28 protein-coding genes, 1 tRNA gene and 1 pseudogene are annotated in these 22,637 nt (G+C 38.7%); 17 read left to right on the top strand and 13 right to left on the bottom strand.

Annotated elements, in window-relative coordinates; genetic code table 11:
* Positions 1 to 30: 30 nt before the first annotated feature.
* Positions 31 to 957 carry a LysR family transcriptional regulator gene (locus tag HMPREF3129_RS17655; protein WP_004244812.1) on the top strand — a complete coding sequence of 309 codons (927 nt, stop codon included), beginning with the start codon at positions 31 to 33 and terminating at the stop codon, positions 955 to 957.
* On the opposite strand, the gene HMPREF3129_RS17650 is transcribed toward HMPREF3129_RS17655, so the two are convergent.
* On the bottom strand, positions 934 to 1,854 hold the full coding sequence (locus HMPREF3129_RS17650; protein WP_036919905.1) for a LysR family transcriptional regulator: 921 nt from the start codon (positions 1,852 to 1,854) through the stop codon (positions 934 to 936). The genes HMPREF3129_RS17655 and HMPREF3129_RS17650 overlap by 24 nt on opposite strands.
* A gap of 104 nt (positions 1,855 to 1,958) precedes the next feature.
* Between HMPREF3129_RS17650 and HMPREF3129_RS17645 the strand changes: the two genes are divergently transcribed.
* Both HMPREF3129_RS17645 and HMPREF3129_RS17640 read left to right on the top strand, forming a co-directional pair.
* Positions 1,959 to 2,831 (top strand): MBL fold metallo-hydrolase, encoded by an 873-nt coding sequence (locus HMPREF3129_RS17645; protein ID WP_036908321.1) that lies wholly within the window; start codon positions 1,959 to 1,961, stop codon positions 2,829 to 2,831.
* On the top strand, positions 2,819 to 3,484 hold the full coding sequence (locus HMPREF3129_RS17640; RefSeq protein WP_017628339.1) for a DsbA family protein: 666 nt from the start codon (positions 2,819 to 2,821) through the stop codon (positions 3,482 to 3,484). Before HMPREF3129_RS17645 ends, HMPREF3129_RS17640 begins: the two co-directional genes overlap by 13 nt.
* Before the next feature lie 101 nt (positions 3,485 to 3,585).
* Here HMPREF3129_RS17640 and HMPREF3129_RS17635 read toward each other — a convergent pair whose 3' ends face one another.
* The gene (locus HMPREF3129_RS17635; protein ID WP_070487162.1) at positions 3,586 to 4,218 is read right to left on the bottom strand and encodes a prepilin peptidase; all 633 of its coding nucleotides are present in this window, start codon (positions 4,216 to 4,218) and stop codon (positions 3,586 to 3,588) included.
* Between the two features lie 247 nt (positions 4,219 to 4,465).
* Between HMPREF3129_RS17635 and rsmE the strand changes: the two genes are divergently transcribed.
* The 4 genes from rsmE (at position 4,466) to ruvX (ending at position 7,259) form a co-directional block, all read left to right on the top strand.
* Positions 4,466 to 5,197 carry a 16S rRNA (uracil(1498)-N(3))-methyltransferase gene (rsmE, locus tag HMPREF3129_RS17630; RefSeq protein WP_004244819.1) on the top strand — a complete coding sequence of 244 codons (732 nt, stop codon included), beginning with the start codon at positions 4,466 to 4,468 and terminating at the stop codon, positions 5,195 to 5,197.
* 10 nt (positions 5,198 to 5,207) lie between these two features.
* Complete coding sequence (gene gshB / locus HMPREF3129_RS17625; RefSeq protein WP_004244820.1) at positions 5,208 to 6,164, top strand: glutathione synthase; 957 nt, start codon at positions 5,208 to 5,210, stop codon at positions 6,162 to 6,164.
* Positions 6,165 to 6,276: 112 nt separating this feature from the next.
* Positions 6,277 to 6,840 carry a YqgE/AlgH family protein gene (locus tag HMPREF3129_RS17620; RefSeq protein ID WP_004244821.1) on the top strand — a complete coding sequence of 188 codons (564 nt, stop codon included), beginning with the start codon at positions 6,277 to 6,279 and terminating at the stop codon, positions 6,838 to 6,840.
* Positions 6,840 to 7,259, top strand: a complete 420-nt coding sequence (gene ruvX / locus HMPREF3129_RS17615; protein WP_004247382.1) for a Holliday junction resolvase RuvX — start codon at positions 6,840 to 6,842, stop codon at positions 7,257 to 7,259. Before HMPREF3129_RS17620 ends, ruvX begins: the two co-directional genes overlap by 1 nt.
* Here the strand turns inward: ruvX and HMPREF3129_RS17610 are convergent.
* Positions 7,256 to 8,275, bottom strand: coding sequence for a type IV pilus twitching motility protein PilT (locus HMPREF3129_RS17610; RefSeq protein WP_004252277.1), 1,020 nt, complete (start codon positions 8,273 to 8,275; stop codon positions 7,256 to 7,258). The two genes, ruvX and HMPREF3129_RS17610, sit on opposite strands and share 4 nt — an antisense overlap.
* A 21-nt stretch (positions 8,276 to 8,296) precedes the next feature.
* Between HMPREF3129_RS17610 and HMPREF3129_RS17605 the strand changes: the two genes are divergently transcribed.
* The 5 genes from HMPREF3129_RS17605 to hemW are packed head-to-tail and all read left to right on the top strand — an operon-like array spanning position 8,297 to position 12,141.
* The gene (locus tag HMPREF3129_RS17605; protein WP_004244825.1) at positions 8,297 to 8,995 is read left to right on the top strand and encodes a YggS family pyridoxal phosphate-dependent enzyme; all 699 of its coding nucleotides are present in this window, start codon (positions 8,297 to 8,299) and stop codon (positions 8,993 to 8,995) included.
* 18 nt (positions 8,996 to 9,013) lie between these two features.
* Complete coding sequence (gene proC / locus HMPREF3129_RS17600; protein WP_004252280.1) at positions 9,014 to 9,832, top strand: pyrroline-5-carboxylate reductase; 819 nt, start codon at positions 9,014 to 9,016, stop codon at positions 9,830 to 9,832.
* A gap of 18 nt (positions 9,833 to 9,850) precedes the next feature.
* A complete protein-coding gene (locus tag HMPREF3129_RS17595; protein WP_004247379.1) occupies positions 9,851 to 10,414 on the top strand; it encodes a YggT family protein in 564 nt (187 codons plus the stop codon).
* Between the two features lie 10 nt (positions 10,415 to 10,424).
* Positions 10,425 to 11,018: an XTP/dITP diphosphatase gene (locus tag HMPREF3129_RS17590; RefSeq protein ID WP_004244829.1), complete on the top strand. Its 594-nt coding sequence runs from the start codon at positions 10,425 to 10,427 to the stop codon at positions 11,016 to 11,018.
* Positions 11,011 to 12,141, top strand: a complete 1,131-nt coding sequence (hemW, locus tag HMPREF3129_RS17585) for a radical SAM family heme chaperone HemW (protein ID WP_004244830.1) — start codon at positions 11,011 to 11,013, stop codon at positions 12,139 to 12,141. Before HMPREF3129_RS17590 ends, hemW begins: the two co-directional genes overlap by 8 nt.
* A 102-nt stretch (positions 12,142 to 12,243) precedes the next feature.
* Here hemW and HMPREF3129_RS17580 read toward each other — a convergent pair whose 3' ends face one another.
* The 5 genes from HMPREF3129_RS17580 to trmB form a co-directional block, all read right to left on the bottom strand.
* Positions 12,244 to 13,194 (bottom strand): siderophore ABC transporter substrate-binding protein, encoded by a 951-nt coding sequence (locus HMPREF3129_RS17580; protein WP_070487161.1) that lies wholly within the window; start codon positions 13,192 to 13,194, stop codon positions 12,244 to 12,246.
* 147 nt (positions 13,195 to 13,341) lie between these two features.
* Positions 13,342 to 14,079 (bottom strand): YggN family protein, encoded by a 738-nt coding sequence (locus HMPREF3129_RS17575; protein ID WP_017827576.1) that lies wholly within the window; start codon positions 14,077 to 14,079, stop codon positions 13,342 to 13,344.
* Positions 14,080 to 14,149: 70 nt separating this feature from the next.
* The gene (gene glsB / locus HMPREF3129_RS17570) at positions 14,150 to 15,076 is read right to left on the bottom strand and encodes a glutaminase B (RefSeq protein WP_012367555.1); all 927 of its coding nucleotides are present in this window, start codon (positions 15,074 to 15,076) and stop codon (positions 14,150 to 14,152) included.
* A 76-nt stretch (positions 15,077 to 15,152) separates the two neighbouring features.
* Entirely contained in the window at positions 15,153 to 15,479 is a 327-nt protein-coding gene (locus HMPREF3129_RS17565; protein WP_004244834.1) for a YggL family protein, read from the bottom strand.
* Entirely contained in the window at positions 15,479 to 16,198 is a 720-nt protein-coding gene (gene trmB, locus HMPREF3129_RS17560; protein WP_004244835.1) for a tRNA (guanosine(46)-N7)-methyltransferase TrmB, read from the bottom strand. The genes HMPREF3129_RS17565 and trmB overlap by 1 nt, the downstream gene beginning before the upstream one ends.
* A 215-nt stretch (positions 16,199 to 16,413) precedes the next feature.
* On the opposite strand from trmB, the gene mutY reads away from it, so the two are divergent.
* The 4 genes from mutY (at position 16,414) to HMPREF3129_RS17540 (ending at position 19,227) form a co-directional block, all read left to right on the top strand.
* Positions 16,414 to 17,454 carry an A/G-specific adenine glycosylase gene (gene mutY, locus HMPREF3129_RS17555; protein ID WP_036919900.1) on the top strand — a complete coding sequence of 347 codons (1,041 nt, stop codon included), beginning with the start codon at positions 16,414 to 16,416 and terminating at the stop codon, positions 17,452 to 17,454.
* 30 nt (positions 17,455 to 17,484) lie between these two features.
* Complete coding sequence (locus tag HMPREF3129_RS17550) at positions 17,485 to 17,757, top strand: oxidative damage protection protein (protein WP_004244837.1); 273 nt, start codon at positions 17,485 to 17,487, stop codon at positions 17,755 to 17,757.
* Between the two features lie 62 nt (positions 17,758 to 17,819).
* A complete protein-coding gene (gene mltC / locus HMPREF3129_RS17545) occupies positions 17,820 to 18,890 on the top strand; it encodes a membrane-bound lytic murein transglycosylase MltC (RefSeq protein WP_004244838.1) in 1,071 nt (356 codons plus the stop codon).
* 261 nt (positions 18,891 to 19,151) lie between these two features.
* Positions 19,152 to 19,227 (top strand) — tRNA-Phe (locus HMPREF3129_RS17540).
* Positions 19,228 to 19,514: 287 nt separating this feature from the next.
* Here HMPREF3129_RS17540 and HMPREF3129_RS17535 read toward each other — a convergent pair.
* The 5 genes and pseudogenes from HMPREF3129_RS17535 to HMPREF3129_RS17515 all read right to left on the bottom strand — a co-directional run bounded on the left by HMPREF3129_RS17535 (position 19,515) and on the right by HMPREF3129_RS17515 (position 22,147).
* Positions 19,515 to 19,811: a DDE-type integrase/transposase/recombinase gene (locus HMPREF3129_RS17535; RefSeq protein WP_080749538.1), complete on the bottom strand. Its 297-nt coding sequence runs from the start codon at positions 19,809 to 19,811 to the stop codon at positions 19,515 to 19,517.
* A 219-nt stretch (positions 19,812 to 20,030) separates the two neighbouring features.
* Complete coding sequence (locus HMPREF3129_RS17530; protein ID WP_036905867.1) at positions 20,031 to 20,303, bottom strand: transposase; 273 nt, start codon at positions 20,301 to 20,303, stop codon at positions 20,031 to 20,033.
* Positions 20,304 to 20,529: 226 nt separating this feature from the next.
* A complete protein-coding gene (locus HMPREF3129_RS17525; RefSeq protein ID WP_239668683.1) occupies positions 20,530 to 20,751 on the bottom strand; it encodes a hypothetical protein in 222 nt (73 codons plus the stop codon).
* 51 nt (positions 20,752 to 20,802) lie between these two features.
* Entirely contained in the window at positions 20,803 to 21,369 is a 567-nt protein-coding gene (locus HMPREF3129_RS17520) for a hypothetical protein (RefSeq protein ID WP_004247372.1), read from the bottom strand.
* Between the two features lie 48 nt (positions 21,370 to 21,417).
* Positions 21,418 to 22,147, bottom strand: a pseudogene (locus tag HMPREF3129_RS17515) (TIGR03747 family integrating conjugative element membrane protein).
* Positions 22,148 to 22,505: 358 nt separating this feature from the next.
* Here HMPREF3129_RS17515 and speFL point away from each other — a divergent pair.
* Complete coding sequence (gene speFL, locus HMPREF3129_RS18575; RefSeq protein ID WP_107034653.1) at positions 22,506 to 22,613, top strand: leader peptide SpeFL; 108 nt, start codon at positions 22,506 to 22,508, stop codon at positions 22,611 to 22,613.
* Positions 22,614 to 22,637: the final 24 nt, after the last annotated feature.

Raw genomic sequence — 22,637 nt, 5'->3', positions numbered from 1 at the left:
TCTATTCATCTGTGATATAGGATAACATTTATGAAAACTCCATTTAGTTGGCGACATATTGAAATTTTTCATGCAGTGATGACCACACAAAACCTAACCGAAGCGGCAGATTTACTGAAAACGTCTCAACCCACAGTCAGTCGCGAACTATCACGTCTTGAACAGCTATTGTCATTTAAGCTATTTGATAGAATTAAAGGTCGCCTACAACCTACCACGGAGGGATTAAGATTTTTTGAAGAGGTACAGCGCTCTTATTATGGACTTGATCGCATTATTACCGCAGCCAATAGTATTCGCCATTTTCATCAAGCGGAATTAAATATCACCTGTTTACCGGCATTTGCTCAATCACTATTACCCTCAATTTGCCAACAATTTCTCAGCCAATATCCCGAGGTTAATTTAACGATAGTGCCACAGGAGTCTCCTTTATTAGAGGAGTGGTTATCTGCACAACATTATGACTTAGGGCTAACAGAGCACACACAAACACCTGCCGGAACCCAACAAGAAACACTGCTAACGTTAAATGAAGTCGCTATTTTGCCAAAGTCTCATGTGTTAAGTAAAAAAGCATTACTGCAGCCACAAGACTTTCATCAAACTCGTTTTATCAGCTTATCTGCTAATGATAGTTATCGACAACTTATTGATGCTATGTTTATTAAACAGGGGATCACTCGACAATTGATCATGGAAACACAAAGTGCGGCCTCAATTTGTGCCATGGTGAGTAAAGGCATTGGTGTTTCTATCGTTAACCCTATTACCGCCCTTGATTATCAATATAGTGATCTCTGTATACGGCCACTGAGTTTTACCATTCCATTTACGGTGAGTTTGATCACACCATCTCATCGCCCCTCATCACAACTTGTGCGCTATTTTATTGATGTGATGAAAACCACTTTAGCTAATTACCCAAAACAATTAACTCACGCGTTCACCCGATAATGACAACCAATGAGGCGAAGAAGCAAACCAGTCAACCAGAAAATCCAGTAAAACACGCACGGCTGCGGGCATATTTTGTCGGCTCGCTAACACGGCATAAATTCCCATAGGCTGTGGCTGATAATCCGCTAACAAAATTTCTAACTCACCCCGTTCAAGATAGGGTTTTGCTGAGCAGTAAGGTTGTAAGGAGACTCCGGCACCTTGCAAAGTGGCTTGCAATAACACAACAGACTCATTGGCACTTAAATTACCACCTACAGGAACAGAATAACGCTCATCACCTAAACTAAACTCCCACAAGCTACTGCCAAAAAAGCGATATGTGAGACATTGATGATAAGTCAAATCATCCGGCGTGTTAGGGATACTATGTTTAGCTAAATAATCTTTATGAGCACAAACCACAGAAAGACATTTTGCTAAAGGGCGGGCTATCAGATTAGGCTCTAAATGGTTGGTAATACGCAATGCAATATCAATACGCTCTTCAATAAGATTGACTGTCTGATTAGATATCTGCAAATCGACTGCAATAAGAGGATAAAGTTGTATAAATTCAGTTATAGCCACAGATAATGCACAATTAGCGAGTGATTGTGCCGTTGTAATACGCACCAGCCCACTGATTTGGTGACTCTCTTTGGGAATATTCGCGGGAATACGCTCGGCCATCTCTAGCAGTTGTAAACTTTGTTGATAAACTAATTCTCCCACGGAAGTCAGGCTCTGCTTACGGGTTGTTCTATGCAACAAACGCACCCCAGCCCACTCCTCCATTTCATTAAGGTAGCGCGTCACCATTGCTCTAGACATACCTAGATAATCAGCAGCTTTAATCATGCTACCTTGCTTAACGATGGTCACAAAAACTTCTGATGCTTTAATTTTGTCCATATTATTTGCTCGATTTATGCAACAATGTATTCACCAAAACAGGGTTTTTCTCCCATTTCATGCAACCTATTATAGAACGCATCAACATGATGGAGAAAATAAAGATGAAAAAATTACTTCCTTTAACACTTGCAACTACTGCGTTTTTCGCCACTTCTGTTATGGCAACAGAGTTAACATTAGATATCTACAATCCCGGTGATGCCAGTGTATTCCCTGTTTCATCTGAAATCATTTATGGTGATAAAGATGCTGTCTTAATCGATGCTCAATTCCAAAAAAATGATGCTCAAGCCTTAGTCGATAAAATTAAAGCATCAGGGAAAAACTTAACTTATATCTATATCAGCCATTCTGATCCCGATTTTTATTTTGGGTTAGATGTCATTACTGAAGCATTTCCAAATGCTAAAGTGATTGCCTCAGCTCCCACCGTCAAAATCATTAATGAAACCCAAGCAGGAAAACTTGCCTACTGGGGGCCTGTCCTCAAAGACAATGCCCCTAAAAAAGTTATCATTCCTGAAGTCGTTACTGGTGATAGTTTTTCTCTTGAAGGTGAAAAACTCTATATCAAAGGATTAGATAGCCAATCTCCAGAAAGAACCTATGTTTATGTGCCAAAACTGAATGCTATTATGGGTGGGGTAATACTGTCTGAAAATATTCATGTGTGGCTAGCAGATACTCAATCTAAAGCACAACGCCAATATTGGCTAGAAGCGTTACAACAGATTAAAACGTTATCACCTAAAACGGTTATTCCAGGACATTATGTTCCAAAAAGCAATTATGATATGCGTTCTGTTGATTTCACAATGAATTACCTTAAAGAGGCAGAAACTAAACTCGCTGAAACTCAAAACTCAGAACAATTTATTGCGGCGATGGAAAAAAGTTATCCTAACTTAGCAGATAAATCGAGTTTAGAGCTTAGCGCAAAAGTCCTTAAAGGAGAGATGAAATGGCCTCAGTAAGCCATATGAACCAAGAAAATAGCACTAAAAAGCTGCACTATATTTACGATCCACTTTGTGGGTGGTGCTACGGCATTGCCCCACTTATTGAAGTAGTGAGTCACGAATACCCACATGTACTAACACTACATGGTGGGGGATTATTTACCCCGACAAGAAAAGTGACAGGGGGCGATGCATGGAAAGAGCATGTTACCCCTATCGATGAACGTATTAGCCAGTTATCGGGGCAAGTTTTTAGTCAGCAATACCGCAATAACCTCGCCAATACAGAGATGACATTAAACTCACTGATGCCAATTGCAGCGATATTGGTAGCAAGAAAAATGGGCGATAGAGATGTCATGTTATTAAAAGCGTTACAAGATGCCTATTATCTTGATGGATTAAATATTAGTGATAAAGATGTGCTATTTTTTATCGTACAAAAGCTCGGGTTTGATATCACCCTCTTTTCGACGTTATTTACGCAAGTAAATGAGTATGAAATAACTCAACATATACAGCAAACTCAACAATTAATGCATCAAGTAAATGGTCGTGGTTTCCCAACGCTATGTATTGAAGATAACCAAACCTACCAGTTGATCCCAGTAGAGAATTATTTTGGCGATACAAAAAGTTGGACTTCTTTTCTAAAACAAACGCTGTAATACCTTACTGAAAATAGAGTAAATAATGATAGAGACTTGAAGGTGTAGACAAATTCTACACCTCACTCTTATTTAATATTCAGCAAGAAATATTAGCCTATTCAATACATTATTATTGTCTTTACTCTTAAAACAACTATCGCTGAAAATGCAAGGCAAGAGCCAAAGGCAATCTGCTTTATCTTCACATTAGTAAAAGCCCAAATAAGCATATAAATAACAATCCCTAATAGTGCAGCGAAAAAGAGGATATAAGGTAGTAGTTCTGTTCCACACCAAGCGCCTATGGCACTAAAAAGCTTTACATCACCCAACCCCAAAATAGTCTCTTGATATATCCAATAACCGAGCCAATAAATACTATAAAAAAACAAGCTTGCGACTAAACAGCCATAAAAAGAGCAAGTTGAAGAAATCACGCCATAAGGCGTTAAATTAAGCGTAATTCCAAAGAAAAGTAACCAAAAAGTTAAGTTATCAGGTAGCTGAAGATAATCTGCATCGAAAAACGAGAAAGTTAAGAGGTAAAAACTAAACAATAGAAATAATATTAATAACGAATAATTAGAAATAGTAAAAGACCAATAAAAACAGATAATTAAATAAACTTGCCACAATTGCTGATAACGAATAGGTGAGAGGCGTGCTAAAACAGAGGTAGAGAAATAATCGCTACCCCCTTTTAAAAAGGTAAAAAAGGCCATTGTAATCATGATGTTTTGCGGTAATAACATAAATATCTATCCTTGATATTTGCGAGTTCCTAATCTAGGACTCTAAAATAGAATGCTATTACTTCCAAGCAATGGTTGTTTTATCATATTGCAAACATGAAGTTTTACGACAAATCTCGCAAATAAAATCCAGCTATAATGATAGAAAAAGCCACCTGATAACTTGCATGAGCTAATGGCATGCGTATGATGCATATCACAATATCTTGTTTATCATGGTTAACATTTTACGTAAGGGTTTCACGTTATGCGTATTCCTCGCATTTATCATCCAGAGCCACTCAGTGCAGGTACACAAACTTCATTAGCAGAAGAAGCTGCAAATCACGTTGGACGAGTATTAAGAATGTCAAAAGGCCAAAAACTGGCACTTTTTGATGGCTCCAATCAAGTATTTGATGCTGATATTATCGAAAGTAGCAAAAAATCAGTGATTGTGCAGATTAATGAAGGACAAATGGATGATAGAGAATCCCCACTTGATCTTCATTTAGGCCAAGTACTTTCACGTGGTGAAAAAATGGAGTTTACTATCCAAAAGTCCGTTGAATTAGGTGTTAACACTATTACTCCGCTGATCTCTGAACGTTGTGGTGTTAAACTAGATCCTAGTCGTTTAGAAAAAAAGCATCAGCAATGGCAAAAAATTATTATCTCAGCCTGTGAACAATGTGGCAGAAATAAAATTCCACAGCTTATGCCGGTGATGTCATTAGAGGCGTGGTGTGCCCAAACGGATGATAGCTTAAAACTTAATTTACACCCTAGAGCAAGCCAAAGTATTAATACCTTGCCACTTCCAGTTAAAAAAGTACGACTATTAATTGGCCCTGAGGGGGGATTATCCCCTGAAGAAATTGCCATGACAGCAAAATACCATTTTACTGATATTTTATTAGGTCCTCGTGTATTAAGAACTGAAACAACAGCACTCACCGCAATCACCGCTTTGCAGGTTCGGTTCGGCGATCTGGGATAAAGGAGAAATAATGATTAAATTAGGTATTGTGATGGATCCTATTTCATCCATCAAAATTAAAAAAGATACCAGCTTTGCCATGTTACTCGAAGCACAGCGCCGTGGTTGGGAAATCCATTATATGGAAATGAACGATCTTTATCTTAATCAAGGTGAAGCCCGTGCTCACACACGTCTGTTAAGTGTAGAAGAAAACCCTGAAAAGTGGTTTGAATTTGGTCAAGAGCAGGATATTGCGTTAGGCTCCCTTGATACCATTTTAATGCGTAAAGATCCCCCATTCGATACCGAATTTATCTATGCTACCTATATTCTTGAACGTGCTGAAGATATGGGGACTTTAATTGTTAATAAACCACAAAGCTTACGTGATTGTAATGAAAAACTGTTTACAGCATGGTTCCCATCATTAACGCCAAACACATTAGTCACTCGAGAAGCCAAACACCTTCGCGCTTTCCATGAAAAACATGGTGATGTGATTTTTAAACCACTTGACGGTATGGGTGGCGCCTCTATTTTCCGCCTGAAAAAAGATGATCCAAACGTCGGTGTTATTATCGAAACCTTAACAGAGCACGGTCACCGTTTCTGTATGGCACAGAATTTCTTACCAGAAATTGTTGATGGTGATAAACGTATTCTGGTGGTTGATGGAGAGCCGGTTCCTTATTGCTTAGCTCGTATCCCTGCCAAAGGGGAAACCCGTGGTAACTTAGCTGCAGGTGGCCGTGGAGAAGCGCGCCCATTAACAGAAAGCGATTGGGCAATTGCACGCCAAGTAGCACCTATCTTAAAACAAAAAGGCCTTATTTTTGTTGGATTAGATGTTATTGGTGATCGTTTAACGGAAATTAATGTTACAAGCCCAACTTGTGCACGTGAGATTGAAGCAGCTTATCCTGAGGTTTCTATTACAGGTATGTTAATGGATGCTATTGAAGCTCGCCTTAACAAGAAAAACTAATTTTTAAACGATGTGTTTTAAGGTTTAAAAGTCTTTACCTAGCCCTTATATTAAACATTATCAATAGGGCTAGGTTTTTTAATAAAAACAATCAGAGAACAGTATTACTATTATGAATTTACTCAACCATTTTCTTATTGCTATGCCATCATTAAGCGATCCGCTCTTTCAACGCTCGGTCGTCTATGTTTGCGAACATAATGAAAACGGTGCAATGGGTTTAGTTATTAATAAGCCGATTGAAGATATCTCTATTGAAAGTGTCTTAGAGCAGTTGGAGATATTCTCAGCAGATAGAGATAGTGCGATTAGCTTACAAAAACCGGTTATGTCTGGTGGCCCTGTAGCGGAAGAGCATGGTTTTATCTTACACACCCCTGTTTCTGGTTTTAGCTCAAGTATTAAAATCAGCGATAGCACCATGATCACCACGTCAAAAGATGTGTTAGAAACATTAGGTACAGCAAGACAGCCTGAAAAAACCTTAGTCTCATTAGGATATTCCAGTTGGGAAAAAGGCCAGCTCGAGAGAGAAATTTTAGAAAATAGTTGGCTTACCGTTGAAGCAACCCCACAAATCATTTTTGATACCCCAATTGCAGAGCGTTGGCATAAAGCCGCCGAACTAATTGGTATCGATATCCACACAATTTCACCAACGGCTGGTCATGCATAATGTCAAATAGAACGGTAATGGGGTTTGATTTTGGCACCAAAAGTATTGGAGCCGCAATAGGTCAAGAAGTTACAGGGACAGCAAGGCCATTAGCCTCCTTTAAAGCTAAAGATGGTATTCCAGATTGGAGTCAAATCGAAAAAATCATTAAAGAATGGCAGCCGGATTTAGTGGTGGTGGGTTTGCCTCTTAATATGGACGGTACAGAACAGCTAGTGACTACCCAAGCCAAAAAATTTGCTAATCGCTTACATGGACGCTTTGGCGTACAAATCGCCTTACATGATGAGCGCCTTAGCACAGTAGAAGCCCGTGCTCACCTTTTTGAACAAGGGGGGTATCGTTCTTTAGATAAAGGCAGTGTTGATGCAACCTCTGCCGTTATTATTTTAGAAAGCTGGTTTGAACGGCAGTATTAATTTTCTTCATTGATGTGCTCATTGAGCAAACCTTCATATTGACGTTGTTGGCGACTTAAAGTGAAGGTTTGCATACCATATTCAAACCCAGTTTGCATTAATGTCGTCACTTGATGATATTTCCCTTCTCTGATCAGATGTGCAATCCCCTGCGTCATATACATCACTTCAAACAAAGCAACACGCCCGCCTTGTGTTGCAGGAACCAATTGCTGAGAAATAATTGCTTTTAAGCTCCCAGCTAATTGTGCCGAGATCCATTGTCGTTCATTGGATGAAAATACATTAGTGACACGCTCTAACGTTTGAACAACGCCTTGTGTATGTAATGTTGCTAGTACTAAATGCCCCGTTTCAGCCGCAATTAATGCCATTTTAATACTTTCTAGATCTCTTAATTCCCCTAGCATAATTACATCGGGATCTTGGCGTAATGCAGCTTCTATTGCACTCGCTATATTTTGTACATCGCGCCCTATTTCACGTTGTTGGATAATGCTTTGCTTATTGGTGTAAATAAACTCTATTGGCGCTTCCAAAGTAAGAATATGCTGACGCTTATGCTGATTGAGATAATCAATCATCGCCGCTAATGTGGATGATTTACCACTCCCTGTTGCTCCCGTCACTAAAATGAGTCCATTAGAAACATTATCTAATAATGCAGTGATTGATTTTGGTACGCGTAGTGATGTTAATGTCGGGAGTTGTGAATTTATCACTCTTAGTACTGCGGATATCCCTAATTGTTGGCGAAATAAATTCACTCGTAAGCGCTGCCCCTCAGCAAGAGTTATCGCCGTATCAACTTGCCCCTCCTTACCAAAAAATTGCAATTGCGCTGTGGTCAGATAAGGTGTTATCCATTTGAATAGCGTATCAGAAGTAATAGGTTTACATTGATTTTGTTGATAAAGTACGCCATTGATCCGTAATCGTGGCACATCGCCACAACAAAGGTGCAGATCGGAAGCATTATGCTTTACACTATATATAATTAATTTTTCCATATTCATCTTATTATCTCCTGAGTTGCCATGAATACTATTAAACAGAATCTCGTCAATGTCAGGTCTCACATTGACACCGCAGCGCAAAAATGCGGACGTTCTCCAGACGAAATAACTCTACTTGCAGTTAGTAAAACTAAGCCTGTGAGCGATATCGAAAAAGCAATTGCATGTGGACAAACTGAATTTGGTGAAAACTATGTGCAGGAAGGTGTAGATAAAATCAGCTATTTTGCTGAAAACAAAAATTTAGTTTGGCACTTTATTGGCCCATTGCAGTCCAATAAAACACGTCTTGTTGCTGAACATTTTGCCTGGTGCCATACCATAGATAGATTAAAAATAGCGCAAAGATTAAGTGATCAACGTCCAACTACGTTACCGCCACTAAATGTTTTGATCCAAATAAATATTAGTGATGAAAACAGTAAATCAGGGATCTCTCTTACCGAGCTTGATGGCCTTGCTGCACAAATATCCATTCTGCCAGGGATCAAACTGCGCGGACTAATGGCTATTCCTGCCCCAGAAAATGACTATAACAAGCAAGTCGAGGTACTAGAGAAAATGCATCAGGCATTTAAACAGTTACAAAATCAGTACCCCGATATTGATACATTGTCGATGGGAATGACTGGTGATATGGAAGCAGCAATTGCCTGTGGCTCAACACTGGTACGTATTGGAACGGCCATTTTTGGCGCTCGTGATTACGCCAATAAATAAAAAAGAGGTTAAATTAGTATGGAACATCGCAATATCGCTTTTATTGGTGCCGGAAATATGGCACACGCTATTATTGCAGGACTGGTTAATGGTGGTTATCCCGCAAAAAACATTACGGTAAGTTCACCTTCTGAGGTTCGACGTGAGCCTTTAGAAAAAGAGTTTGCCATACAGAGTACTTGCGACAACATCAGTGCTGTTGAAAATGCCGATGTCATCGTATTAGCCGTCAAACCACAAATGATGGCTGAAGTTTGTAAGCCATTACAACATATCGATTTTAGTCAAAAATTAGTGCTAACCATTGCCGCGGGTATTCCAGCTTCTCGTTATAATGATTATTTAGCCACTTCGCTACGACTGATCCGCATCATGCCAAATACCCCAGCACTGGTTGGCAAAGGGTTAAGCGGTATGTTTGCTCAAAACACTATTACCCCTGAAGATAAACAATTTGCTGATGCGTTAATGAAAAGTGTCGGTACGACGGTTTGGGTAGAGCAAGAATCAGCTATCAATGATATTATCGCCGTTGCGGGTAGTGCGCCTGCTTATTTCTTCTTGTTTATGGAATCTATGCAACAAGAAGCCGAGCGCTTAGGTTTTTCAGCCGACGTAGCAAGAGCTATTGTACAACAAGCAGCCAGTGGCTCTACTGCATTAGCTGAAAAACAAAATAGCTTACCTTTTTCAACATTACGTGAACAAGTAACGTCAAAAGGTGGCACAACAGCTGCAGCATTGGCACAATTCTATGCAGGTAAATTACCTGAGAATGTTGCTTTAGCGATGCAAGCGGCGATTAAACGAGCGCAAGAAATGGAAAAACAGTTTTAATTTCATCAGGGCCAACTAATGAACTTTTTAAATTTCGTCATTCTGACTCTTATTCAACTCTATATTTCCGTGCTACTACTTCGTGTATGGATGCAATGTGTAAGAGCTGATTTTTATAATCCGTTTTCACAATTTGTGGTTAAAATTACCCAACCTGTTGTGCGTCCATTAAGAAGAATTATCCCCTCTATTGGCTCTATTGATACAGCTTCGGTCATCTTGGCATATGTTTTAGTGTTATTAGAAATTATCCTCCCTTCTTACTTATCCGGAGCAGGTGGTGCTATTCCGTTTTCTTTAGTCCTACCCTTCGCATTTATTGAATTACTCACCGCAGCAGGTAAGATTATTTTTTGGATGATTATCATCCGTGCAATTCTCAGTTGGGTCAGTCAAGGACGTAATCCTATCGATCATCTGCTCTTCCAATTAACTGAGCCTTTAATGGCCCCTATTCGCCGTGTTATTCCGGCAATGGGAGGATTAGATTTCTCAGCCATGATTGTTATCCTGATCCTTTATGCCCTTAATTATTTACGTGTAGATGTTTTACAGTGGCTAATCAACATGACACTTTACTAAGGAAGATAATATGCAAAAAGTGGTTCTTGCTACTGGAAACCCCGGTAAAGTAACAGAGTTAGCCTCATTACTCGCTGATTTTGGTTTAGATATTGTCGCACAAACTGAGCTAGGTGTTGGCTCAGTTGAAGAAACAGGTCTTACTTTTGTAGAAAACGCACTAATTAAGGCGCGTCATGCTGCCAAAGTAACAGGTTTACCGGCCATAGCTGATGATTCAGGGATCTCGGTTGATGCATTAGGTGGTGCTCCGGGCATTTACTCTGCTCGTTATGCTGGTATTGAGGCAACCGATCAGCAAAATGTAGATAAATTACTCGAAGCAATGAAAGATGTTCCCGCAGAGAAACGTCAAGCTCAGTTTAACTGTGTGTTAGTTTATCTACGCCATGAAAACGATCCCACTCCGCTAATTTTCCATGGTATTTGGCAAGGTGTGTTAACTCAAGAAATGCAAGGTGATGGTGGATTTGGTTATGATCCTATTTTCTTTATCCCTGAGCTAAATTGCACTGCGGCACAGTTAACCAGAGAGCAAAAAAATCAATACTCTCACCGTGGTAAAGCACTAAAACTAATGTTGGATGCACTTAAGAATGCTTAAGTTACCACCATTAAGTTTGTATATTCATATTCCTTGGTGTGTACAAAAATGCCCTTATTGTGATTTTAATTCTCACACCTTAAAAGGCGAAGTTCCACATCAGGAATATGTGCAACATCTGCTCAATGATTTAGATGCTGATCTTACTCATGTTGGCTCTCGTGAAGTGCAAACTATCTTTATTGGTGGTGGCACGCCAAGCCTATTAAGTGCTGAATCAATGGCTGATTTACTGTATGGCGTAAAAGAGCGCATAGCCGTTGCTCCTGATGCTGAAATTACGATGGAAGCCAATCCTGGTACGGTTGAAGCTGAACGATTTGCCGGTTTTCAACGTGCGGGAATTAACCGTATATCCATTGGTGTACAAAGTTTTGGTAATGATAAACTGATCCGCTTAGGGCGCATTCATGATGCCGATGAAGCTAAAAATGCCGCGAGACTAGCAAAAGAGTTAGGCTTACGTAGCTTTAATCTTGATTTAATGCATGGCTTACCTGACCAATCATTATCTCAAGCACTTTCAGATCTACAACAAGCAATCGCTTTATCTCCCCCACATCTTTCTTGGTATCAATTAACTATTGAACCCAATACACAATTTGGCTCCCGTCCGCCTAAATTACCTGATGATGATATGTTATGGGATATTTTTTCTGAAGGTGACAAATTACTTACCGCAGCAGGATATCAACAATATGAAACATCGGCTTATTGTAAGCCAGGTTTTCAATGTCAACATAACCTAAACTATTGGCGTTTTGGGGATTATTTAGGTATTGGCTGTGGTGCTCATGGAAAAATAAGTTTTGCCGATGGCCGAATTATGAGAACGGTAAAAACCAAACATCCTAAAGGTTTTATGGCAGGACGTTATCTTCACCAGCAAAATTGGGTTGATAATGATGACCGTCCATTTGAATTTTTTATGAACCGTTTTCGGTTATTAGAAGCTTTTCCTCGGCAAGATTTTAGCGACTACACGGGGCTTGCACAAGAGACTATCCGTAGGCAAATCGATGAAGCACTCGCATTAGGTTATATCAGTGAAACAGAAACCCATTGGCAGATAACGCCCCACGGTAAACTGTTTCTTAATTCATTACTTGAACTCTTTCTTTAATACGAAAATTCACTTATTTCGTTAATAAGCAAATGCCCATACTGTTCATTTACACTATGGGCATAATTTATTTATCGGCGCTTATAACCACTATCACTGATTTTAAAGTGCACTTTGCACCGCTTCAATTTGCTGAGTAAGACTTTCTAATCCACCACCAGAGAGATACCAAAGATCAGATTGCAGATAAACAATACCACCATTTTTATAAGCAGAAGTTGTTTTCACTTCATCATTTTCAAAAGTGGCTTTCTCTAATTTACCGGCACCAATGGCTTCACTGCGATCGATAATAAAAATAACATCCGGATTTACTTTGGCGATCATTTCAGAAGTAACCACGCGACGTTTGCCTTTCTCTTCTTCAGCAACAGGTGGTAATTCTGCTTTCTTCGCTTTAACCACATCGTAAATCACGCTTTGGTTATTGGGCATTAAATTGCCTGCATTGTGCAGTAAGACCAACATTTTTTTATCTGATCCTGCCGCTTTTTTCTGAGCTTGTTCAATCACTGTATTCAATGTTGCTAATAGTGCTTGAGTAGCTTGTTGCTTATCAAATAATTCACCTATTAATTGAATATTCGCTTCCACTGAATCAAGATAATTCGCACTATTTGCGCCTAAATTAATCGTGGGGGCAATGTTTGTGAGTTTCTCATAAGAAGCGCCTTGACGACCGGTAATAATAATTAAATCAGGTTTAAGCTCAGCGAGTTTCTCAAAATCAGGGGCTTTCATTCCCCCAACATTAGCCACATCATTCGCAATACGTCCTTTAATATATTCAGGTGCATTTCCTAATGGTAAACCAACCACTTTATCCGCTAAACCTAATGCAACTAAAGAGTCATATAGACCAAAATCAAATAGTACAACCTTAGACGGATTTTTAGATACTGCGGTTTCACCTAATAAGTGCTTGATAACAACTTTATCATTTTGCTGTTCAACAATTTGATTAGGCTGGTATGTAACTGAGGTATTACTTAATGCAGAAAAACTACTAACTGACAGAAGAGAGGCAGTAACTAACGCAAGGATCTTTTTCATGAATTTAGCCCTGTTTAAGTGGAATACTTAAGCAGGGCATTCTAAACAGCTTACTTTACATGTCAATTGAATAAGAATGATTTTCATTGTTATTTTCAACTATTGTGAATCAACAATCTATAACTCTTATTTACTGTAAGGATAAGGCTATTTGTTTAGTGAATTTATCAATTCGACACGTTGGTTTTCCATTTGGGTGATTTTATTACACGCCTGCTGCCCAAATTGATTAAATGAAGCTTCTTGTTGCTTCCACTCTTTTTCGATGATTTGCTGAAAACCATCAAGATTACCTAATAATCCACTTAAGGCTTTTTTCCTATCACCACTCGCAGCAGCTAGTAATTGTTTTTGTCCTAATTCATTAATGCTATCTTGCAACATCCCCCCAAGGCTACTCTCAATTATTTCTCGCCCTTTGGTTTCGACCTGTTTAATCGCTTGAGCATGGAATGTGACATTATCAGGCTTGAGCGAAATAACAGTATCCATTTGTTGATTAAGATTTTTTTCTAAGTCACTTAAGCGCTTTAAAATACGGCTATCTTGCCCAAAGGCTTCAATAACAACTTTATCCAGTACTTTTCTTGACTCTTGTAATTTAATTCCCGTCTCTTTTCTTAACCAAGGAATATCTTGCCTAACTGTCGCTTGATATTTTTTCGCAATAGCTTGTTGCTCAGGGGTTAGTGTGACGCTCTTTTCATCGCGCAGTAACGTGCCATCGGGATAAATAACAAGTAAACCATTAGAGCCGGTCACTTCAACAAATTCAGGTGTAATACGTAAATCATCTTTTGGCGTGACAGCACAGTCAAAACTGGGTGCAGCAGTGGCTGAACTTGCGACAAAAACCAATGCAACGACCAACTTTTTAAATCCCATAATCGCTCTCCTAGAAGCGTATTGAACTACTTTTTTACCTAACATTCGCATTATTGGCGTCTACAGCCACTTAAAATATTGAGCGCCCTACTTTGTTTGCTAATAATTCAAGGGCAGCACACCCCGCCAATGAGTTACCAGATTTATCCAATTCTGGTGACCATACTGCTACGGTAAAGGCATCAGGAACCACAGCAATAATACCGCCTCCCACCCCAGACTTACCGGGAATACCGATACGGAAAGCAAACTCTCCCGCACCATCATACATACCACAAGTTAACATTAACGCATTTATTTGTCGGGCTTGTCTTGGCGTAATAATCTGATTTTTACTTCCAACACATATTCCTTGATTCGCTAAGTAGCTAAAACAACGAACAAGCTCTACACAACTCATTTCAATCGAGCAATAGTGAAAATAGGTTTCTAATACGGTGATAACATCATTATCAAAATTATCAAACGATTTCATCAGATAGGCAATGGCAGCATTGCGACTTAAATGTTCCATCTCTGATTTTGCCACAACGGTGTTATAGCAAATATCAGCTGTATTCGTCAGTGCACGAATAACTTCTAACATTCTCTGTTTTGGCGCACTTAATCGCGATTGCAACATATCCGTAATCACTATCGCTCCAGCATTGATAAAAGGATTACGTGGTAGCCCTTTTTCCATTTCTAACTGAATTAACGAATTAAAAGGTAATCCTGAAGGCTCTTTGCCTACTCGTTGCCAAATCTCGCTTTCATCATAACGTGTTAACGCAAGGGTTAAGCTAAGTACTTTTGATATAGACTGAATAGAGAAACGTTTATCGGCCATACCCGCTTGATAAAGCTCACCATCAACTGTATACACGGCCATAGCCAGTTGATTAGCAGGTACTTGAGCGAGAGCAGGAATATAATCTGCTACTTTTCCTTGCCCAATTAAAGGACGAATTTGTTGCAATATATCTGACAATAATGCGTTAGATAACGTTGTAGTCACAGCTGATTCCCTAGACAGACAAGGGCATCCTGTTGGATGCCCTTGTGATTATTTGCTAAAAATGTATAACTTTTTATTAGTCCCACCAAACGTCAAATAGTTCAGAGGTCTGTACATCTTGCATATTTTTTTCTTTTAAGTAGTTTTCTACTAATTGACGATGCTCTTCGGTACATTTGCCAATTTTTTGTAGACAGATCAGGCCTTCCCAACTCAGATAACCACTCGCATCAAATGCCAGCCCATTTGGCTCTATCACATTAAGGATAAAGTCATCAACAAAGCTGTCGACCTCCTCAATAGGGGTATTTTCTGGGAACGTCCATTTAACTGAAAAACCTAATTCCTGAAATTCATCGATACGCATTTTTTTGCGTAAACGGCGACTACGTTGTTTAGCCATTATTTTACCCTCTTAAACATAAGATCCCATACTCCATGCCCTAAACGATGACCGCGTTGTTCAAACTTAGTCACGGGGCGTGTTTCTGGTCGTGGTACATAATCCTGAGTTTCTGATAAGTTCTGATATCCATCAACACTTGTCATAACTTCAAGCATATGTTCTGCATAGGGTTCCCAATCTGTTGCCATATGGAAAACACCGTTTGGCGCTAATTTAGTTAAAATTAACTCTGCAAATGGTACTTGCACAATACGACGTTTATTATGACGCGCTTTGTGCCATGGATCAGGAAAAAACAACTGAACCATCTGTAAACTATTATCTGGGATCATGTGATTGAGTACTTCTATCGCATCATGACACATAACTCGCAGATTTGAGATATTCTCTTCTTGTGCACTGGCAAGGCAAGCACCTACACCGGGGGCATGTACCTCAATACCAAAGTAATTATTTTCTGGCGAATTTTTTGCCATAGTCACCAACGAAGCGCCCATTCCAAAACCAATTTCTAAAACAACAGGGGCGTTACGTCCAAAAACCTGACTGAAGTCGATAGGTTCCGGTTGATATTCAATGCCAAAGATAGGCCATTGCTTTTCTAATGCTTGTTCCTGACGAGGAGTTAAACGGCCTTGTCGGCGAACAAAACTACGAACGCGTCGTAAAGCACGCCCTTCTTCATTGAATTCCGGAGAAATTACATTCTTGATCATGTCTAATACTGTCAGTCGTTAGGCCAATTATTAACTTAATAACGTTATAATGTCGTTATAGTATACATTTAAGCGACATTATCCAAAGATAGCCAATTTTAGCAAGAGTCACCTATATAAGCATCACTCTATAAGATAAATATTAAGGGTGTTTACAGTTTATGCTCTCTGTGGTGCAATCTTACCCTTATACAGATCTGAGTTAAAAATAAAATATGATGGAAGCACAGCAGTTCTCGCAAGTCGTACTCGACTGGTATCACAAATACGGGCGCAAAACATTACCTTGGCAACAAGAAAAAACGCCTTATCACGTTTGGTTATCTGAGGTGATGTTACAACAAACTCAAGTTGCCACGGTGATCCCTTATTTTGAGCGTTTTATTGCGCGTTTTCCGAATGTTAGCGCATTAGCGAAAGCGCCACTTGATGAGGTGCTACATTTATGGACGGGTTTAGGTTATTACGCCCGCGCCAGAAACTTACATAAGGCGGCACAACACATTGTAGATAAGCATCAAGGACAGTTTCCTGATACCTTTGAGGACGTTTGTGCTTTACCGGGTGTGGGACGCTCTACAGCAGGGGCTATTTTATCGCTATCACTAAAAAAGCCTTACCCTATTCTTGATGGCAATGTAAAACGTGTTTTAGCGCGTTGTTATGCTGTAGAAGGTTGGCCGGGTAAAAAAGAAGTTGAAAATAAATTATGGGAAATCAGTGAACAAGTCACCCCAACCAAAGGGGTTGAATATTTTAATCAAGCAATGATGGATTTAGGGGCAATGGTTTGTACGCGAACAAAACCAAAATGCGAACTTTGCCCTTTAAATACAGGTTGTATTGCTTATGCTCACCATAGTTGGGCGGATTATCCGGGGAAAAAACCTAAAAAGGCTATTCCGGAAAAAACAACTTATTTTCTTATTTTACAATATGATAATCTGGTCTGGTTAGATAAAAGACCACCAGCAGGAATATGGGGAGGACTGTTCGCCTTTCCTCAGTTTGAAACAAAAATGCTTTTAGAACAGTGGCTAGCTGAACATGCTCTTGAAAATAACAAAACTGAGCAATTAATTTCATTTAGACATACTTTTAGCCATTTTCATTTAGATATAGTACCAATTTGCGTAAAACTCTCCACGTTTACCTCTCTGATGGAGGCGCAACAAGGACTTTGGTATAACTTACAAACCCCGGCAAGCGTAGGGCTTGCGGCACCTGTAGAGAATTTACTAAGACAATTAGCCTAAGCTAATACCGGCGATATTTGAGGATTTATTATGAGTAGAACTATTTTTTGTACTTTCCTAAATAAAGAAGCGGATGGACTTGATTTTCAGTTATATCCAGGAGAGCTTGGAAAACGCATTTTCAATGAGATTTCTAAAGAAGCTTGGGGTCAATGGATGGCAAAGCAAACCATGCTTATCAATGAGAAAAAACTCAACACAATGAATCCTGACGATCGCAAATTATTAGAACAAGAGATGGTAAGATTTTTATTTGAAGGCCACGATGTTCATATTGACGGCTACACACCACCTGAAAAATAATATCCATTTTCCAGAGCCATTACGGCTCTGGAGTTTTATTCACCAGAGCGATGCAATAGACCATGAAAAAAATCCTTCTCTTGCTGATTATCGCCCCTCTACTCATCTCATGTAGTAGTAAACCCACTAAAACTTTTGAGCCTGATTACAGCAAAGACACCAATGCATTCGATATATTAATGGGACAATTTGCCAATAATATCGAGATGATTTGGGGAATGCAGGAAGTATTAATCGCAGGCCCTAAAGACTACGTAAAATATACGGACGCTTATAGAACTCGTAGCCATATTAATTTTGAAGCGGGTACTATCACTATTGAAACCCTAGGGGGTGACGCGCCTCAATTCCAATTACATAAAGCGATTGTCACGACATTGCTTATGGGAGAAGATCCCGGCTCTATCGACCTCTACTCTGATGTAAATAATATTCCCCACAGTACAGAGCCTTTTTTATTAGGACAAGTACTTGATAATACAGGGCAGCCTATACGCTGGGAGTGGCGAGCAAATAAATTTGCAGATTATCTAATTGCCAATAAATTACAAAAACGTCAATCAGGGCTGAACACTATTTGGTATGTCACTATTAACTTAGTACCTAACCACTTAGATAAACGTGCACATAAATATTTACCTTATGTACAACAAGCCGCGGCCAAGTATGGTGTTGAACCTTCACTGATCCTTGCCATTATGCAAATTGAATCCAGCTTCAACCCCTATGCGGTAAGTAGCTCAGATGCACTAGGTTTAATGCAAATTATGCCAGCAACAGCCGGACGAGATGTATTTCGTATGCAAGGTAAATCAGGGCAGCCAAGTCGCAGTTACTTATTTGATCCGGCAAATAATATCGATGTTGGTACAGCGTATATCTCGATATTACAAAATAGCTACTTAGGTGACATTAAAGATCCCGTTTCTCGTCGCTATGCGGTGATACAGGCTTATAATGGTGGTGCGGGTAGTGTCTTACGCATCTTCCACAGTGATAAGAAAAAAGCAGCCGCGATGATTAATAACTTAGCGCCAACGGAAGTTTATACGACATTGCGCAATAAACATCCGGCCGACCAATCACGGCGTTATCTTGAAAAGGTAAGCACCGCACAACGTAACTATCGTTAACCATTATTATGTTTAAAAATAAAGCTTACCCAATCAATTTGGGTAAGCTTTTTTTGTTATCAGTGCCCTACTTTTGTTCACTTCGCTACATTTTTTCTTTATTGCTCTGCGACAACAAAAATCACTTCAGTACTCTTTTTACTCATTTTGTGAAAAAAAGAGTCTTTTATTAATCAATGAGATTAAAAAAACAGCGATTGAACAGTTTTGTGATAAATAACGTTGACGAAGACGGTGAGATCGGGTTTAATACGCCCCGTTGCCCGGATAGCTCAGTCGGTAGAGCAGGGGATTGAAAATCCCCGTGTCCTTGGTTCGATTCCGAGTCCGGGCACCATATTTCTTTTGTTCGTCAGTGAGTTAAATCACTGAGAGGGCAAACAAGAGTTGAAAAATAATATAATTTGGCACAGTCACTTTATGTTAAAACTCTTAAACTAAACAGTCTTGCTCATACCAAGGCTGTTTTTTTTTATTTGTCACTTTTACTTTCTTTCCTAATCACTGTCAAATCTAGATACTCCTCCTGTTATTCTTATCACATCAATTCCGCTTCAAGTATATCTCGCAAGTTATCAACACTTTCATCAATGTATTCTAATGTCGATGTAATACTGGCATGCCCTAATTGTTCTGCACAACTAAATCTGCCGTCATTCGTTTATCGATGTGCCAACCCACAATACGGCATGAGTATAAGTCCATCACGATGACTAAATACACCCAGCCCTCCCCTGTTTTTAAATAGGTCACATCACCCGCCCGCACTTCGTTAGGTGCGTGAAGATTAACATTTTGATTTAACAAATTATCGACTACCGCATCACTGTGTTTGCGTTTTGTGGTGACTTTGTAAGCAACACGCTGAGTGACGACTAGGCCAAGCTGAGCCATTAGCTTTTGAACGCCATAAGCACTCACGCTAAAGCCCTCTTTGCATAACCGTTTATGTCACGTTATGTAACCTAAGCTATTTCGACTCTGTTCAAAGATAGCTTTGGTTCTGCGGTGATCAATTTTGCTGGGCGTTTAAGCCAAGCGTAGTAGGCAGAACGACTTATTTTCATTAACTTACAGAGCTTCTGCACGGGAAACTGAGAAGATAATTGCTTAATCGTTTTAAACGTTACTTGGTTTCCTTTAGCTGGAGGGCGCTGCTTTTTTTAGGATTTCTTTCTCCATCCTAAGTTCTTTATTTTCTTTTCGAAACCTTAATAGTTCAGCTCTCTCATCGGAATTCAAGCTACTACCGGATTGCTCAGCGTCGAATTTTGCTTTCCAGTTATAAAGTAATTTATCGGTGATCCCTAAAGAAGCTGCCGCTTTTGGGACGCTATAACCTTGTTTTGAGACTAATGCGACCGCTTCTTGCTTAAACTCAAGAGTATAAACTCGGTTTGTTCGTTTTTTCATTCAACACTTCAATAGTTAAATTATATTCCATTATTAAAGTGTCTTGTTTGATTAAAGCAGATCAATTAGGCAGTCGCTAATCCTTCAACACACATTGTTGCCGTAAGAAAATATCAAGAGCTTGAGTAATCAGAAATTAATTTTGTAATTAAAACCACTAGCTACACCATAGATATGCAAAAAGAGAGTCTAAACTCTCTTTTTCTGTATCCAATAACTATTTATTTTATGAATGATTTACTGATTTTATAGATTTCAATAAAGCATTAAAAACTTCATTCTGTGATGCTCTGATCCTTTTTCCTTTTGGAGTAACAAAGGTCACTTCTTTTCCACTACGACTACAAACAGTACTAACAGTACTTCCATCTTCTCTAGTCTGAATAATGTGTGGCGTTTGGAAAAACGAAGACTCAGGCGTAACAGATTTTCCTTTTCTGGTTACCATACCCAACTCCTTAGTTTGCCATGTTGATTGCATTATAGTATCGCTCATAAATCACTCACTATCAACTGAGCGGTTATTTTGCTCAAACCAATTTAATAAATCTTCTGCTGAGCGGTAAAGTATTTCTTTTGAACCATCACCAGTTAAATCCTGAAAACCATGTTTTTCAACATAGTATGTTGCAACACTTTCATTTATAGGAAACATGAGCCGTACACCCGTCCCTTGTGTCAGTAACAGAAAAAACACTATGGTATAAAGCATAAACTTAAGCGTATTTCCATCAAGAATAGATGGTTTAATTTGAAAGTTCTGAATCATTTCAATATTCAATACATTATCAGAGCAATATTCACAAATGCAGGCTCCAGCAGGCCTATTTTGCATATCTAAAAACTTAAAACAAAAGCTAAATCCATTATCATTTTGAAATGTTTGTCCTGCGTGATCCCAAGGAAGTTGCCTCTCTGGCGGAAAATTTCTAGTACTTGCAATACACCATGCTAAGTCTGATTCATTTAATAAATATGCCATAAAAGATTGCTCAGACTGTTGAAATAACTCATTAGTTAATCTAATTGCCTCCTCACCACACTCTCGTATTGTTAACTCAGGCATCAGCAACTCCATCGCATCTTAATCTTAATTAATAAAAAGGAATAATCCCTACAAATACTTTTTAAAACACCCTATTGTCACAGAAATAGCTATCCCTATCAAAAAGATAGAAGGCAACAACAAGAAATTCGGATAAACTGCAAATGGCAATGATAAATACAATACACAGAGGATATAAATTGCGGGCTTGATTATTCGCTTAGCATGATGATAAACAAAACTAGATTCATAAGCTGCACCATATCGACGTAAATCACGTCTGACCAAACCATCAACAACGGCGACTATTATCACTAAGATAAATAATGGAATTGATAGCACGAGAATAGTGACTCGCATTATCACTATTTGTAAAACAAAGAATGTTGCCAGTAAATATTGTTCTCCTATTTGGAACGCTTTTATTGCTCCTACATTAATCCCATCAGTAACACCATTACCCGTTTTTATAGCGAATAATGGCATCTTCAGCAAATTATCCTGTATCCCTTGTGAAAAATCAGTGATCCAATAAATTGTTGTTATCACTGGTGAGAATACAAATATACTTTGTGTAAAACTCTCAGCAAAATAAGTTCGTTCAATCAGCATAATTTGGTAACTATGTTGCGCTCCCTCTTTCTCCCAAAAGAAGAAAATACCGATATATTCCAATACCAAACTAAACAAAAGTGAAACCAATAATCTGCCAAGGTATATCCCACAATAATATGGTAAAAAAGCCACGCTTTTTTAGTGATGCAGGCAATGGTGTTGATGATGTATTTAACTGTGACATATAATTTTTTAAATTCACTGATTAGCAAGAACGCTATCAGACCACCAATTATCACTAGTTTTATAAGCAAAATAAAAAACATTTATTATATTTATACAAACAACCAACCCTATACATTCATAATGAAAATATTTTATATTTATTATATTGCTATTCATAATATAGACTTAGCGACTATATTAATTATAAGTTCTCTTATTAAAAACAAAACAACAAATAATTAACAAGCAACATATTAATTAAAGACAAAACTATTCTTAAAATGATATATTTTGATCTATATCACAGTATAATTCGGGTGTTTAATTATATTAATTTATAGTTGTTATATAGGTCTTAATAATTAACGGATGCGAAAATGGAAAATAATAATCGATTTTGGCCACATATAAGACGTATTACACATATAATGATGTTTTCACATCGTTCATGTTTTGATTTTAATCTTTTCAACGCTCAAAGATAATCTCTCTATTGGCATCCATCACGT

Origin of the sequence: Proteus sp. HMSC14B05, from assembly GCF_001808035.1 — a bacterium.
Classification (GTDB): domain Bacteria; phylum Pseudomonadota; class Gammaproteobacteria; order Enterobacterales; family Enterobacteriaceae; genus Proteus; species Proteus mirabilis.
Note: the sequence above shows the minus strand (reverse complement) of the source record. Positions and strands in the feature narration are given on the sequence as shown.

Bases quoted from the DNA above. Each gene is read 5' to 3' on its own strand.
- HMPREF3129_RS17550 (WP_004244837.1), top strand. From the start codon at position 17,485: ATGAGTAGAACTATTTTTTGTACTTTCCTAAATAAAGAAGCGGATGGA.
- HMPREF3129_RS17635 (WP_070487162.1), bottom strand. From the start codon at position 4,218: ATGTTATTACCGCAAAACATCATGATTACAATGGCCTTTTTTACCTTT.
- HMPREF3129_RS17605 (WP_004244825.1), top strand. From the start codon at position 8,297: ATGAATACTATTAAACAGAATCTCGTCAATGTCAGGTCTCACATTGAC.
- mutY (WP_036919900.1), top strand. From the start codon at position 16,414: ATGATGGAAGCACAGCAGTTCTCGCAAGTCGTACTCGACTGGTATCAC.
- HMPREF3129_RS17565 (WP_004244834.1), bottom strand. From the start codon at position 15,479: ATGGCTAAACAACGTAGTCGCCGTTTACGCAAAAAAATGCGTATCGAT.
- proC (WP_004252280.1), top strand. From the start codon at position 9,014: ATGGAACATCGCAATATCGCTTTTATTGGTGCCGGAAATATGGCACAC.
- HMPREF3129_RS17640 (WP_017628339.1), top strand. From the start codon at position 2,819: ATGGCCTCAGTAAGCCATATGAACCAAGAAAATAGCACTAAAAAGCTG.
- HMPREF3129_RS17595 (WP_004247379.1), top strand. From the start codon at position 9,851: ATGAACTTTTTAAATTTCGTCATTCTGACTCTTATTCAACTCTATATT.
- hemW (WP_004244830.1), top strand. From the start codon at position 11,011: ATGCTTAAGTTACCACCATTAAGTTTGTATATTCATATTCCTTGGTGT.
- HMPREF3129_RS17530 (WP_036905867.1), bottom strand. From the start codon at position 20,303: ATGAAAAAACGAACAAACCGAGTTTATACTCTTGAGTTTAAGCAAGAA.
- speFL (WP_107034653.1), top strand. From the start codon at position 22,506: ATGGAAAATAATAATCGATTTTGGCCACATATAAGACGTATTACACAT.
- rsmE (WP_004244819.1), top strand. From the start codon at position 4,466: ATGCGTATTCCTCGCATTTATCATCCAGAGCCACTCAGTGCAGGTACA.
- HMPREF3129_RS17590 (WP_004244829.1), top strand. From the start codon at position 10,425: ATGCAAAAAGTGGTTCTTGCTACTGGAAACCCCGGTAAAGTAACAGAG.
- HMPREF3129_RS17645 (WP_036908321.1), top strand. From the start codon at position 1,959: ATGAAAAAATTACTTCCTTTAACACTTGCAACTACTGCGTTTTTCGCC.
- HMPREF3129_RS17655 (WP_004244812.1), top strand. From the start codon at position 31: ATGAAAACTCCATTTAGTTGGCGACATATTGAAATTTTTCATGCAGTG.
- HMPREF3129_RS17575 (WP_017827576.1), bottom strand. From the start codon at position 14,079: ATGGGATTTAAAAAGTTGGTCGTTGCATTGGTTTTTGTCGCAAGTTCA.
- ruvX (WP_004247382.1), top strand. From the start codon at position 6,840: ATGTCAAATAGAACGGTAATGGGGTTTGATTTTGGCACCAAAAGTATT.
- HMPREF3129_RS17610 (WP_004252277.1), bottom strand. From the start codon at position 8,275: ATGAATATGGAAAAATTAATTATATATAGTGTAAAGCATAATGCTTCC.
- HMPREF3129_RS17525 (WP_239668683.1), bottom strand. From the start codon at position 20,751: ATGGTAACCAGAAAAGGAAAATCTGTTACGCCTGAGTCTTCGTTTTTC.
- gshB (WP_004244820.1), top strand. From the start codon at position 5,208: ATGATTAAATTAGGTATTGTGATGGATCCTATTTCATCCATCAAAATT.
- HMPREF3129_RS17520 (WP_004247372.1), bottom strand. From the start codon at position 21,369: ATGCCTGAGTTAACAATACGAGAGTGTGGTGAGGAGGCAATTAGATTA.
- trmB (WP_004244835.1), bottom strand. From the start codon at position 16,198: ATGATCAAGAATGTAATTTCTCCGGAATTCAATGAAGAAGGGCGTGCT.
- mltC (WP_004244838.1), top strand. From the start codon at position 17,820: ATGAAAAAAATCCTTCTCTTGCTGATTATCGCCCCTCTACTCATCTCA.
- HMPREF3129_RS17620 (WP_004244821.1), top strand. From the start codon at position 6,277: ATGAATTTACTCAACCATTTTCTTATTGCTATGCCATCATTAAGCGAT.
- HMPREF3129_RS17650 (WP_036919905.1), bottom strand. From the start codon at position 1,854: ATGGACAAAATTAAAGCATCAGAAGTTTTTGTGACCATCGTTAAGCAA.
- HMPREF3129_RS17580 (WP_070487161.1), bottom strand. From the start codon at position 13,194: ATGAAAAAGATCCTTGCGTTAGTTACTGCCTCTCTTCTGTCAGTTAGT.